10 protein-coding genes are annotated in these 12,248 nt (G+C 71.8%); 3 read left to right on the top strand and 7 right to left on the bottom strand.

What is annotated here, in order from left to right; genetic code table 11:
- Positions 1-93: 93 nt before the first annotated feature.
- Positions 94-1,326: an MFS transporter gene (locus ACGFY5_RS02260; RefSeq protein WP_392718619.1), complete on the top strand. Its 1,233-nt coding sequence runs from the start codon at positions 94-96 to the stop codon at positions 1,324-1,326.
- Between the two features lie 49 nt (positions 1,327-1,375).
- On the opposite strand, the gene ACGFY5_RS02255 is transcribed toward ACGFY5_RS02260, so the two are convergent.
- Genes ACGFY5_RS02255 through ACGFY5_RS02245 form a run of 3 tightly spaced genes read right to left on the bottom strand, consistent with a single transcriptional unit; the run spans position 1,376 to position 4,012 of the window.
- A complete protein-coding gene (locus tag ACGFY5_RS02255) occupies positions 1,376-2,344 on the bottom strand; it encodes a quinone oxidoreductase family protein (protein WP_392716397.1) in 969 nt (322 codons plus the stop codon).
- 15 nt (positions 2,345-2,359) lie between these two features.
- Positions 2,360-3,370, bottom strand: a complete 1,011-nt coding sequence (locus ACGFY5_RS02250) for a quinone oxidoreductase family protein (protein ID WP_392716395.1) — start codon at positions 3,368-3,370, stop codon at positions 2,360-2,362.
- Between the two features lie 15 nt (positions 3,371-3,385).
- A complete protein-coding gene (locus ACGFY5_RS02245) occupies positions 3,386-4,012 on the bottom strand; it encodes a UdgX family uracil-DNA binding protein (protein WP_392716393.1) in 627 nt (208 codons plus the stop codon).
- Between the two features lie 83 nt (positions 4,013-4,095).
- On the opposite strand from ACGFY5_RS02245, the gene ACGFY5_RS02240 reads away from it, so the two are divergent.
- On the top strand, positions 4,096-5,016 hold the full coding sequence (locus ACGFY5_RS02240) for an aldose 1-epimerase family protein (RefSeq protein WP_392716391.1): 921 nt from the start codon (positions 4,096-4,098) through the stop codon (positions 5,014-5,016).
- A gap of 53 nt (positions 5,017-5,069) precedes the next feature.
- Here the strand turns inward: ACGFY5_RS02240 and ACGFY5_RS02235 are convergent, their stop codons facing one another.
- Positions 5,070-6,431, bottom strand: coding sequence for a cryptochrome/photolyase family protein (locus ACGFY5_RS02235; protein WP_392716389.1), 1,362 nt, complete (start codon positions 6,429-6,431; stop codon positions 5,070-5,072).
- 164 nt (positions 6,432-6,595) lie between these two features.
- Here ACGFY5_RS02235 and ACGFY5_RS02230 point away from each other — a divergent pair, with 164 nt between their 5' ends.
- Complete coding sequence (locus tag ACGFY5_RS02230) at positions 6,596-6,919, top strand: type II toxin-antitoxin system VapB family antitoxin (RefSeq protein ID WP_392716387.1); 324 nt, start codon at positions 6,596-6,598, stop codon at positions 6,917-6,919.
- On the opposite strand, the gene ACGFY5_RS02225 is transcribed toward ACGFY5_RS02230, so the two are convergent.
- Genes ACGFY5_RS02225 through ACGFY5_RS02215 form a run of 3 tightly spaced genes read right to left on the bottom strand, consistent with a single transcriptional unit; the run spans position 6,916 to position 12,052 of the window.
- Positions 6,916-8,235, bottom strand: coding sequence for a TolB family protein (locus ACGFY5_RS02225; RefSeq protein WP_392716385.1), 1,320 nt, complete (start codon positions 8,233-8,235; stop codon positions 6,916-6,918). The genes ACGFY5_RS02230 and ACGFY5_RS02225 overlap by 4 nt on opposite strands.
- Positions 8,232-11,147: a sacsin N-terminal ATP-binding-like domain-containing protein gene (locus tag ACGFY5_RS02220; RefSeq protein ID WP_392716383.1), complete on the bottom strand. Its 2,916-nt coding sequence runs from the start codon at positions 11,145-11,147 to the stop codon at positions 8,232-8,234. Before ACGFY5_RS02220 ends, ACGFY5_RS02225 begins: the two co-directional genes overlap by 4 nt.
- Entirely contained in the window at positions 11,147-12,052 is a 906-nt protein-coding gene (locus tag ACGFY5_RS02215; protein WP_392716381.1) for a DUF3027 domain-containing protein, read from the bottom strand. The genes ACGFY5_RS02220 and ACGFY5_RS02215 overlap by 1 nt, the downstream gene beginning before the upstream one ends.
- Between the last annotated feature and the right edge of the window lie 196 nt (positions 12,053-12,248).

Genomic DNA, 12,248 nt, shown 5'->3' with positions numbered 1-12,248 from the left:
GCCACCACGGGCGCCGCCGAAGAAGTCGCCCGCGAGTCGGCCGGCGCGTCCCCGCCCGCAGCGGCGCCCACCGGCGCGGGCGAGCAGCCGCCGGTGCCACGCTGGCGGCGGGTACTCGTCGATACGCGGCCGCTGCGTAACGTCGCCTATCGGCGGTTGTTCCTCGGGCAGAGCGTCGCGTTCATCGGGTACCAGCTGACCGCTGTCGCGGTTCCCGTACAGATGTACGCGATCACCGGGTCGTCGTTCTGGGTCGGCATGCTCGGCGTCGCCGGGCTCGTGCCGCTGATCCTGTTCGGCCTCTGGGGTGGCGCGTTCGCCGACGCGATCGACCGGCGGACGCTGCTGCTCATCTCGTCGGTGGTGCTGTGGGTGGCGACCGGCGCGCTCGTCGTGCAGGCGCTGTTCAGCGTCGACAGCCCCTGGCTGCTGCTGGCGCTGACCGCGCTGCAATCCGCGGCGTTCGCGGTCAGCGGCCCCACCCGGAGCGCGATCATCCCCAGGCTGGTGCCGATCGAGCAGGTGCCGTCCGCGAACACGCTGAACTTCACCGCGAGCAACTTCGGCACTGTCGTCGGCCCGCTGTTGGCCGGCCTGATCCTCGCCAAGTGGTCGTACGCGGTCGCGTACGGCGTCGACGCGGTGCTGTTCACGTTCGCGCTGTACGCGGCGCTGCGATTGCCGCACCTCGAGCCGATCGGCGAGCGGGTCAGCCCGGGGTTGCGCGCGGTCGGGCAGGGCCTGGCGTTCATCGCGCTCAAGCCCGTGCTGCTGATGTCGTTCGCGGTGGACATCATCGCGATGGTGTTCGCGATGCCGCGGGCGCTGTTTCCGCAGGTCTCGGACGAGTGGTACGGCGGCGGGGAAGCCGTCGGGTGGCTCTTCGCGGCGATCGCGATCGGGTCCGTGCTCGCGGGGTTGTCGTCGGGCTGGATCGGCCGGGTGAAGCGTCAGGGCGTGGCACTCACGATCGCGGTGATGGGTTGGGGCCTCGCGGTGGCCGCCGCCGGGCTGGCCCGCAACCTGTGGCTCGCGGTCGCGCTGCTGGCCGTCGCCGGCGCCGCCGACCTGGTGTCGGCGGTCTACCGGCAGACGATCCTGCAGGTCTACGCACCGGACGAGATGCGCGGCCGGATGCAGGGGGTGTTCACGGTGGTCGTGGCCGGTGGGCCGCGCCTCGGCGACCTCCGCGCCGGCGTCACCGAGTCGTGGTTCGGCCCCACCGTGTCGTGGGTGGGCGGCGGCCTGATCTGCGTGGTGCTCGTCGCCGTCGTCGCGCTCTCAGTACCGAAATTCCTCCGCTACGACGGCAAACCGGACGCGTGAGCGGTCCCGCTACGGCGCGCTACGGCGCGCCCGAACGGGACCGCTTCACTCACGGCTGGAGGACGGTAGCCCCGATCGTGGCGCGTGACTCCAATGCGCGGTGCGCGTCGGCGGCATCGGCGAGCGGGAACCGCGCGCCGATGTTCGGGGTGATCACGCCTGCGCTCACCAGGTCGAACAGCTCGCTCGCGGCGGTCCGGAGCTCGCCCATGTAGTGCTTGAGCGTCGGCCGGGTGACGAACAGCGACCCCTTCGACGCGAGGATGCCGAGGTTCACCCCGGTCACCGGCCCGGACGAGTTGCCGAACGACACCATCAGCCCGCGCGGCCGCAGACAGTCGAGCGAGTTCTCGAACGTGTCCGCGCCGACCGAGTCGTAGACGACCGGCACCCCGGCGCCGTCGGTGAGCTCACGCACCCGAGCGGCCACGTCCTCCGACCGGTACGCGATCACCTCGCTGTAGCCGTTCTCCAGCGCGAGCTTCGCCTTGTCCGCGCTGCCCGCCGTGCCGATCGCCCGCACCCCGAGGTGCCGCAGCCACTGCCCGGCGATCAGCCCCACGCCACCGGCCGCCGCGTGGAACACCACGGTCTCTCCCGACCGCACGGGGTAGGTACGCCGCACCAGGTACCAGACCGTCAGGCCCTTGAGCAGCACCGCAGCCGCGGCCTCGTCGCTCACGCCGTCCGGGATCGGCACCAGGGATTCGGCGGGGACGTTCTGCGCTGTCGCGTACGCCCCGTTCGGCCCGGTCGCGTGCGCGACCCGGTCGCCGACGGCCAGCCCCGTCGTGCCCTCGCCCAGTTCGGTGACGACGCCGGCCGCCTCGCTGCCGAGCACGCCGGGCAGCTCCATCGGGTACAGGCCGGTGCGCTCGTAGGTGTCGCGGAAGTTCAGGCCGATCGCGGTGATCCGGATCCGCACCTCACCGCGCCCAGGCGGCGGCAGTTCCAGCTCTTCGTAGCGGAGGACCTCCGGCCCACCGGTCTCGTGGATGCGGATCCCGTAGTCAGCCATTCGGCGCCTCCCCGATCAAGGTATGAGCACCGTAGCGCCGACCGTGGCCCGCGACTCCAGCGCTTCCTGGGCCTTCCCGGCGTCGGCCAGGTCGAACCGCTGTCGCAGGTTCGGCCGGATGATCCCGCGTGCGACCAGGTCCAACACTTCTGCCGACGCGGCGCGCAGCGTCGTGGCGTCCGGAAGGTAGGTCGTGAGGCGCGGACGGGTGACGAACAGCGACCCGCCGGACGCCAGAACGCTCAGATCGAGGCCGGTGACCGGCCCGGACACCGCACCGAACGACACCAGCAGGCCGCGGGGGCGCAGCGCTGCGATCGAACTGGCGAACGTCGTCGCGCCGATCGGGTCGTACACCACCGGCACGCCGACGCCGTCGGTCAGGTCGTGGGCCCGGGCCGCCAGGTCGTCCCGGCGGTACAGCACGACCTCGTCGTAGCCGTTGTCGATCGCGAGCCGGACCTTGTCGGCGGAGCCGACCGTGCCGATCGGCCGGGCGTCGAGGTGGCTCAGCCACTGACCCGCGATCAGTCCGACGCCACCGGCCGCGGCGTGGAACACCACGGTCTCCTCGGCTTCGACGCGGTGCACCTGGCGGATCAGCGCCCAGACCAGCAGCCCCTTGGCGAGTACCGCGGCCGCGTCCTCGTCGCCGACGGCGTCCGGAAGCGGAACCAGCGCGCTCGCCGCCACGTTCCGAACCGTCGCATAGGCCCCGAACGGCACGGTGGCGTACGCGACCCGGTCCCCGACGGCGAAACCGGCCGCCGAACCGGCCGCCCGGTCGACGGCGTGGCGTCGGGCCGGCCCGACGGCTTCGACCACGCCGACCGCGGAGCTGCCGAGCCCGCTGGGTAACTCAGCCGGGATCGCCCCGGTGCGCACCATGACGTCGCCGTAGCTCAGGTCGACAGCGGTCTGCCGAACCCGGATCTCGCCGGGACCCGGCGGTGACAATTCGATCGATTCCACCTGCAGGACTTCCGGACCCCCGGTGGTGCTCAACCGAATTGCATAGTCACGCATCTGACCAGCGTAAATCTAGGCAACAGCTTTCGCGACGACGGCCAGGTCGGCGACGAGGTCCGCGTAACCCTGGTCGCGGGCGTCGTCCGGCATCCGCAGGATCGCGGACGGGTGGATGGTGATCAACGCCTGCATCGAAGGCTCCGCACCCGGCCCCGCGTACGGCATCAGCGAACCCCGGTCCTTCGTCACCCGGTACTTCGAACCGAGCAACGCCTTCACCGCTGTCGCGCCGAGGCAGACCACGATCTGCGGCTTCACGGCCGCGATCTCCGCCGCCACCCACGGGTTGCACGCGTGGATGTGCTCCGGCTGCGGCGTCTGGTGGATTCGCCGCTTCCCGCGGAGCTCGAACCGGAAGTGCTTCACCGCGTTCGTGACGTACACCGCACCCTGACCGAATCCGGCTTCTCCGACCGCGCGCTGCAGTAGCTTGCCCGCCGGACCGACGAACGGCACCCCGCGCTGGTCCTCGACGTCACCTGGTTGTTCCCCGACGAGCAGCACTTTCGCCGTCGGATTGCCGCTTCCGAACACGGTCTGGGTCGCCGGCCCGTGGAGCTCGCAGGCCGTGCATCGATCGGCTGCCGACTTGAGTGCTGGAAGGTCGGCTTGGGCGGGGATGAGAGTGCTGGCGTCCATCGACCGATATCGTGCCCCGGATGGAGTGCGTTACGCATTCCTCGAGGAATCAGGGTCCGGATCCCCGACGATGTGGAGGCGCGATGACGGCGCGGTGGAACACCCCGTCCGGACATCAGTGGACGATCGAAGCGGGCACCCAGCGCGTGACGCTGGTCGAGGTCGGTGGTGGGCTCCGCGAGTACACGGTGAACGGACGCGACGTCCTGGCGAGTTACCCGGCTGACGCGATGGCGTCGAAGGGCGTCGGGCAGATCCTGGCGCCGTGGCCGAACCGGATCGCCGACGGCAAGTACACGTTCGACGGTCAGGACCACAAGCTCGGGTGGGACGAGACCGACAAGCGGACCGCGATCCACGGTCTGGTCCGCTGGGAGCTGTGGGACCGGCTGGATCACACGCCGACAGCGGTGACACTCGCCCGGACCGTCCAGCCGCGACCGGGGTACCCGTTCGCGCTGGTGCTCCGCGTGAAGTACTCGCTGGGCAAGGAAGGGCTGCGGGTCGAGCACCAGGCGATCAACGTCGGCCCGACCGCGGCTCCGTTCGGGCTGGGCATCCACCCGTTCCTGACGCTGGGGGGTGACGCGCTCGACACCGCGACGCTGACGCTCCCGGCCGGGAAACGCATTCTGGTCGACGACCGGCTGCTCCCGAACGGGGAGCTGGAGGACGTCGCGGGCACCGAGTGGGACTACCGGGACGGTCGCAAGATCGGCTCGGCGTCGCTGGACACCCCGTTCGTCGTCACCGAGCGCGGTTCGGACGGCATCGCGGTCAGCGAACTCGTCGACGCCGAGGGGCGCGGCGGGCAGCTGTGGCAGGACTCGTCGTTCGGCTGGGTGCAGGTCTACAACGGCGTCGGGCCCAGCGGTGAGCCGAACAAGGCGGTCGCTGTGGAACCGATGACGTGCCCGCCGGACGCGTTCAACTCGGGCGAGGGCCTCATCCGCCTGGAGCCGGGTGAGCGCTGGACCGGCGCCTGGGGCGTCCGGCCGGTCTGAGCCCCGAGGGTTGCACGCCTTGGGGGCCGATGAGCCACCAAGGCGTGCAACCCTCAGCCGCGCACCCGTTCGAAGCGGTCGAGGGTGTCGCGACGCTCCGCCGCGTGGTCGACGATCGGCTCGGGGTAGCCCTCCGGCTGCTCCGGGAGCGTCCAGGGCTCGTGGATCGCGCCGCCGTCGACCCCGGCCAGCTCCGGCACCCACCGTCGCACGTAGCCGCCGTCCGGGTCGAACTTCTTGCCCTGCGTCACCGGGTTGAACACCCTGACGTACGGCGCCGCGTCGGTACCCGTGCCGGCCACCCACTGCCAGCCGTGGTTGTTGCTGGCGTAGTCCCCGTCGACCAGCAGGTCGAGGAAGTGCGCCGCCCCGCGCTGCCACGGCAGGTGCAGGTCCTTCACGAGGAACGACGCGGTGATCATCCGCACCCGGTTGTGCATCCACCCGACGTTGCGCAGCTGACGCATCCCCGCGTCGACGATCGGATAGCCGGTGCGGCCGGCGGCCCAGGCCTCGAACCGCTCGTCGGCCTGCTTGCCGGAGTCGGTCTCGATGCTGCCGACCCGCCGGTCGAGCGACTCCCAGACGCTCTCCGGGCGGTGGAACATCACGTCCGCGTAGAAGTCGCGCCAGCAGATCTCGTTCCGGAACGTGTCCGCACCCTCCCCGCGGTGCTTCGCCAGCTCGGCGAGGATCGTCCGCGGGTGCAGCTCGCCGTACTTGAGGTGGACCGAGATCCGGGAGGTTCCGTCGTGGTCCGGCCGGTTGCGGTCGGACTTGTAGTGCCGGAGCTTCTCGTCCACAAAAGCGTCGAAGCGCTCGCGTGCGGCATCCTCACCTGCTTCCGGCAGATCGACGTCCGGCAGGTCGGGGATGTCGGGGAAGGCGTCGCGGCCCGTTGCCGGGAGCCAGGATGCCTTCGTCGGCGCGACGACGGGGGCGCGCCAGCCGTGCGTCCGCCAGGCCTTGGAGAACGGCGTGAAGACCCGGTAGGGCGTCTGGTCGGGCTTGCGGACCCGGCCCGGCGCGACGGCGTACGGCGACCCCGTGCGGTGCAGCGTGACGCCGTGCTCGGACAGTGCCTTCTCCACCCGCTGGTCCCGGCGGGACCCGTACGGACCGTAATCGGCGGCGATGTACACCTCCTCGGCGCCGATCTCGGCCGCGGCCCGCGGAACCTCCTTCACCGGGTCGCCGTGCCGGATCATCAGCGCACCGCCGAGCGATTCGTCCAACGCGCGCAATGAACGTGCCAAATGACTGGTCCGGGGGCCGCCGGACGCCCGGAACGGCACCGGATCCAGGACGAACAGGACGCGGACACCGTCGTCACCGGCGGCGCTGACGGCTTCGAGCAGCGCCGGATTGTCGATGAGGCGCAGGTCGCGGCGGAACCAGAAGACGGTGTTCGGCATGGGCCCGATCCTCACCTGACGAGGTCAGACTCGCTACTCGAGGTGATGATCCACAAGATCTGACCGGACGGTTGAGGTCGCCTCCGCGCGGTCGGCACCCTAGGACGTGCGCCGCTCGCTAGGCTGAGTCGACGGTGGCTGGGGACGAAAGGAGCGTAAGGACCGTGATCTTCAAGGCGGTCCGGGACGGGAAGCCGTACCCCGACCACGGTCTGTCACTACGCGAGTGGGCGAGGATTCCGCCCCGGCAGGTACGCCTCGACCAGCTGGTGACGACCAAACGGGAACTGGCGTTGGACAAACTGCTCGCCGAGGATTCGACGTTCTACGGCGATCTGTTCCCGCACGTGGTCGAGTTCGACGGCGCCCTGTACCTGGAGGACGGCCTGCACCGCGCGCTCCGCGCCGCGCTGCAGCAGCGTACGACCATGCACGTCCGCGTGCTGCTGTACGAGCCCGCGTCCGACGACGCGTCGGTCTCTGCCTAGGCCCGCGCCCGGCGTCGCACCTTCAGCGCGAACCAGACGACGAGCACGAGCACCAGCACCGCGAGCGCGTTGACCCAGAACGGCGCCGGGAACGGCGTCGGACGCGAGGACCTGCCGTCGAACCGGTCGTCGTTCACCAGGTCGGCGGCGACGTCGACGTGCCGGGAGCCGGGCGGTAGCTCGATCAGCGTGCGGCGGTCACCGGACGCGTCCAGCCCCAACAGCTCGACGTCGCCGACCGCGGCGTAGTCGGTGTCCTCGACCACGTCGCCGTCGACGAAGAGCGTGCCCTGGGTGTCGCTGCTCAGGTCTTCGGCGGGGCGGTACCGCACGACCGCGAGCTCGCCGTCGTCGGTGCGGCCCAGGACGCGCACCGCGGAGCCGGTCACCCGCTCGAACCCGCCGACCGACGGCGAGCCCGACTGCGCGTCGATCTCGTCGATCTGCCAGGTCCGGTCGTCCAGCGCGTCGCGGGTGCAGAGCTTCGTGCAGCCGGAGAGCGTCAGCACCGCGATCCGGTCGCCGCTCGGGCTCCACGCGCCGATGCCGGCCAGCCGGCGGTCCGCGCCGAGGCGGGTCAGCGTGCGGGTGGTGCGGTTGCGCAGGTCGATCACCTGGAGCGCGTCGCCGACCTGGACGGCGACCCGGTTGCCGTTCGGGGAGAACGCGGCCAGGTTCGCGCGGTTCACGGGCTCGGAGCCCAGGCCGGCCAGCCGGCGGACGTCGCCGCTCTCGACGTCGAGCAGGTTCAGGTCGCCGCCGACCCAGGGTCCGTGGTCCGGGGCGGCCGCGACCTGGACGAGCAACTTCCTGCCGTCCGGTGACCAGGCGATCGGGCGAGCCGAGCCGGTACCGGGGACGGTCGAGCGGGTCGACTTACCGGTGACGAGGTCGGTGATCCAGATTTCCGGTTCGACGCTCTTCGGAGGCGTGGTGGGCGAGCCGGAGGGCCCCACGATCTGGTGCGGTAACGCGTCGGCCACCTCGCCGCCGTCCGGGGACAGCAGCACGTCCTCACCGGTCTGCACGTCGGTCTTGTAGCGCAGCATCCGGTAGACGCCCGACTCCGCGACGACAGCGACTTTGGTGTAGACCGGCCCCTGCATGCCCCAGCCGTCACCGCTGACCAGCACGGTGGCCGGCCCCGGCGCCGACTTGGTCACGCTGGCCTGCCAGCCGAACGGCTCGAACACCTCGGCCGGGACCTTCGCGTCGTCACCCATGTTCTGGCTGCTGCCGTACCCGGCGATCGCGACCGCCAGCAGCGCCACGCACACGGTGATGGCCAAAGCCACCAGCGTGCGTAAGAACTTCACAACTCGGACACCAGTGGAGCGTCGAGCAGCTCGGCGACAGAGACCGGGTCGTCGCCGCCCAGGATCGGTGCGCGGCCCTCGAGCGCGTCGATGCGCCACGGCTGATCGAGGATCGCGATCTGATCGGCGTCGGCCACGGCGTCCGGGGCCACCCGCACGCGGGCCGGAGCCTGAACACGCGCCCCAGCCAGCGCCTCGGCGATCCGCGCGTACACCAGCGGCACGATCCACGGCGCCGCCGTGCGGTCGGCATCGGCGAGCCGCTGCAGGAGGTCGGCCGGGTCGGCCGCGATCGCGTCCAGCAGGCCCGTGCGGCAGCCGAGCAGCGGCAGCAGAGCCGGGTCCACGTCGGTCGGCGCGACCTCGTAGAGCCCTTCCAGGTCGACAGCGTCCGGCGTGCGGAGTTCACCCGGCGCGTGGCCGTCCAGCACGGGTTCGCGGGCCAGCCACCAGCGGCTGTAGCTCTCGATCTCGTAGCGCGTGCCGTCCGGCGTGACCGCGTGGGCGGTCGCGTCGAGGACCTCACGCGGCGGTCCCGAGGCGAGCAGTTCCAGGGCGGCCGGCCACTGGTCCTGGTCGACGAGGTCGAGGTCGCGGATGGCGCGGAACCGCTCGATGCGGGTGCCCGGTGGGGCGCCGACCGTTCCGGTCGGGTCGATCGTCTCGATCACCGCGTCTGCCCAGTCGGCCAGGCCGTCCAGGTCCAGGTCCGCGTCTTCCGCGTCCAGATCAACGAGATCGACGAGATCCAGGTCGTCGGCTTCGAGCACCGTGAACGTGGTGAGGCAGCCGATCGCGGGGAGGACGTCGGGGCCGTGGGCGGCGAGGACGTCGTTCGCGAAGTCCTCGTCGACGACGCCGAAGGGGGCGTCGTCGGTGTTCATGCCCGCGAGCACGCGTACCAGCGGCGAGCCGGGCACGACGAGTTCGCCGGCCGGATACCAGTCGTCGTCGGCGGGGAGCGCGAGCTCGGCGAGCCAGGGTTCCTCGCCCGGGCGGACGCCTGCCGCCGCGACCAGCGCGAGGATCGCGTTCACGAGCGGCTCGGGGTCTTCGGCCTCGACCGAGTCCGCGACGGCGGCGCGGACGCGGTCGTCGGCGAGGATCGTCGCCACGGTGGCTTCCCGGGCGCCCAGGCGGATCAGCAGGTCGCTGCCGACGGCATCGGGGTGGACGACGCGGAGGCCCAGTGGTTCGAGTGTGTCCGAGGCGATGGCGGCGAGGTCCGGGCCCGGCAGGAGGGTGCCCCGGGCGCCGGTGACGGTGCGGCCGTCGGTGAGGGGTACGGGGAGCGCCGAGAGCGCGTCCAGGTCGCGGCTGGAGGGCTCGAGGGCGTGGTACAGGTCGCCCCACCAGCGCGCCGGGCGGTCGAGACCGGCCACTGCCTCGACGACGTCCGCCACACCGAGCCGCCGCACACCGAGCGCGTCCAGCGCGTGCGCCGCCGCCCGTCCGGCCCAGTCCGCCGGCAACAACCCGGGCACGACTCCGGCCAGGGCCCCCACCAGCAGGTCCGCAGAGGGCGCCAACTCACCGACCAACGTGACGGCCTCGCGCGGCGCCACCCGGTCCCACACGGCCGCGCTACCCCCGCCCGCGGCGGGCGGGGCGGCCGCGGCCTCCCCCTCCTCGCCGACGCCGAAGGCGTCGGCGAAAGCGTCGGTCAGTAAGGCGAGGTCCTCTTCGCCCCATGGGAGGCCTTCGCGAGAAGCCTCGTCGGGGACGTTCTCGAGCGGAAGGAAGGGTGTGTCGCGGAGGCCCGACAGGACCCGAGAGCAGATCGCGGCATCCACCGGGGCTTTGCCGAGGCCCGGTCGGGGCACCAGCGCCAGGGTCTCCACTGCCGGTGGCGCCGCGGCCACCAGGGAGACCACGGTGTCCGCGGCGCGGGCGGCCAGCCAATCCGCGAGCGCGCCGGGTGCGACCCGGCGCCGCGAGACTTCGAGCGGGAACGTCGCGGCCAGGTACACCGGCAGCGAGAGAGGCTCGTCGGTGGGCGACGGCGCGTGCAGCACGGCGTCACCGACCAACGCGCCACCATCGAGGGGCACGGCCGCGAGGGTGGAGTAGCTCGCCAGTGCGACGCGCTCCTCCAGGGGGCGCTCGGCCAGCAGCTCGGGAGGCACGGAGCCCTCGTCGGCCGCGACCAGCCAGGTCGTGACCGCACCGTCCGACGCCAGCGTGATCGTGTTCTCGGTCGTCGTGTTCCCGGTGGAGGGGACCCGCTCGATCACCCGCCCGTCGATCTCGACCCGAGTCAGACCCGGGAACGCGAACAGCAGCGTCGGCGAAACGTCGGCGAGCAGCGTGCGCACGAGCTCGACCGCGTCCGCCCGCACCGGCAGCCGGACCTCGGTGTCGAACCCGACGGGCGGCAAGCCCTCGACCGGCCACGCGAGCCGCAACACCGGCACCGCGCCATCCCGCCGTGCCAGCTCCGCCGCAGCGGCACCACCGAGCGCGGCAACCTCGGCCCGCGTCCGCTCGGCCGAAAACTGGATCCCCCCGCCTCGCGAGTACACCGAGGGCTCGTCGCTCACCGCGAGAACGGCAGCGAATCCCACGCCGAATCGGCCTACGGTGGCGGCTCGATCGGCGTCGATCGAGGTGGTTTTGGCGGAGGCGCGCAGGGACGTGAGCCCGTCGACGCCGGCGGAGTCCAACGGCGCGCCGGTGTTGGAGACCGACAGGACGCCGTCGGCGTAGGTGAAGCGCACGACCCCGGGCACACCCGCACGCGCGGCCGCGTCGGACGCGTTCTGGGCGAGTTCCACCACCAGACGGTCGGCGTACCCGCCGAGCCCGCCGCGGACGAGCTCCTCCTCGGCGTTGGCGTCCTCCCGGAACCGGGTCGCGACCCCGGCCCAGGAGGCGAGAACAGCTGCCCGTCGGGCCGCTAGATCAAGACTCATCACCCGTGACCGAGCGGCTCGGCGTCGGCGGAATCCTCCACCGAGCCGGGCGTGTGCACGGTACGGATGACCTCGAGGTCGTCGTCGAGCGCCATCGGCGCGGGCGGCACCGGCGGCGCCGGCTCGACCAGCGCTTCGGAGTGCGCACCACAGCCGTGGTCGGCCGAGACCACCCGGCCGTCGTCGGGCGCGAACAGGTTCCCGCACGCCCCGAACACCGCACCGAGCGAACCGGCCAGCTGCAGGTAGAAGCCGCACGTGCCGCACCGGGCGGGCGCGGCCTTCGCGATGTCGCTCTCCGGACCGGAGCGGCTGGTGTGCCAGCGCTCGGCGGTCTCCTCGCGACCGAGCCGGCTCATCACCCGCGGACGGCCGAACCCGATCTCGTACTCGACCTCCGCGAGCTCGGGGTCGTCGGAGAGCACGTAGCCCGGCACCAGCCGGTCGTCGTCGGGCGCGGTCGGCAGGAGGTCACCGACGCCGAGGTCGCCGGGGCGCAGCCGCTCGCTCCACGGCACCCACTCGGGCGCGAGCAACGCGTCGGACCCCGGCAGGAGCGCGACCTCGTTGATCGTCACGTGCTTGGAGCGCGGCGCACGCGCCAGCGTGACCGTCCAGTACCAACCGGAGTAACCCGGCTGCAGCGCGGCGAACCGGTGGGTGACCAGACGCTCGCCGTCGGCGGTGACACCGACCGCCTCGCCGACCATCTCGTGGCCGACCTCGCGGGCGGCCTCGAGCGCCAGGTCGGTGGCCTGGGCGCACACGGCGTCGAGTTTGACAGCACGAGTTGCCCGACGCACAGGACGGGGCTGGTCGATGGCTTCTGGGTTCCCGGTCACCACAGACTCCAGTGGGGGTACGGCACCTGGACGGTTCACCGTGCGGGTCGTCACATTGCTCATTCTTCCTCACGCGCCCCGGAAGCCGGGAACCCCGGTGCCGTATCGGCGTGTAGTGCAGTTTCTCGCTGGAACTCTACGAACGGAACATCGTCCGTAAAGGTGAACCCTCCGTAGGGAGGTGACTGTAGGGGCCTCGGGTGGGTAACGATGGATGCGTGGTAGCGGACAACGAGGTGCGGCAAGGCTCACGGAAGCC

The sequence above is a fragment of the Cryptosporangium sp. NPDC048952 genome, assembly GCF_043197895.1.
Taxonomy (GTDB): Bacteria; Actinomycetota; Actinomycetes; order Mycobacteriales; family Cryptosporangiaceae; genus Cryptosporangium.
Note: the sequence above shows the minus strand (reverse complement) of the source record. Positions and strands in the feature narration are given on the sequence as shown.

Coding starts and splice junctions, on each gene's coding strand:
- ACGFY5_RS02255 (WP_392716397.1), bottom strand. CDS start 2,344: ATGGCTGACTACGGGATCCGCATCCACGAGACCGGTGGGCCGGAGGTC.
- ACGFY5_RS02250 (WP_392716395.1), bottom strand. CDS start 3,370: ATGCGTGACTATGCAATTCGGTTGAGCACCACCGGGGGTCCGGAAGTC.
- ACGFY5_RS02245 (WP_392716393.1), bottom strand. CDS start 4,012: ATGGACGCCAGCACTCTCATCCCCGCCCAAGCCGACCTTCCAGCACTC.
- ACGFY5_RS02240 (WP_392716391.1), top strand. CDS start 4,096: ATGACGGCGCGGTGGAACACCCCGTCCGGACATCAGTGGACGATCGAA.
- ACGFY5_RS02235 (WP_392716389.1), bottom strand. CDS start 6,431: ATGCCGAACACCGTCTTCTGGTTCCGCCGCGACCTGCGCCTCATCGAC.
- ACGFY5_RS02220 (WP_392716383.1), bottom strand. CDS start 11,147: ATGAGTCTTGATCTAGCGGCCCGACGGGCAGCTGTTCTCGCCTCCTGG.
- ACGFY5_RS02215 (WP_392716381.1), bottom strand. CDS start 12,052: ATGAGCAATGTGACGACCCGCACGGTGAACCGTCCAGGTGCCGTACCC.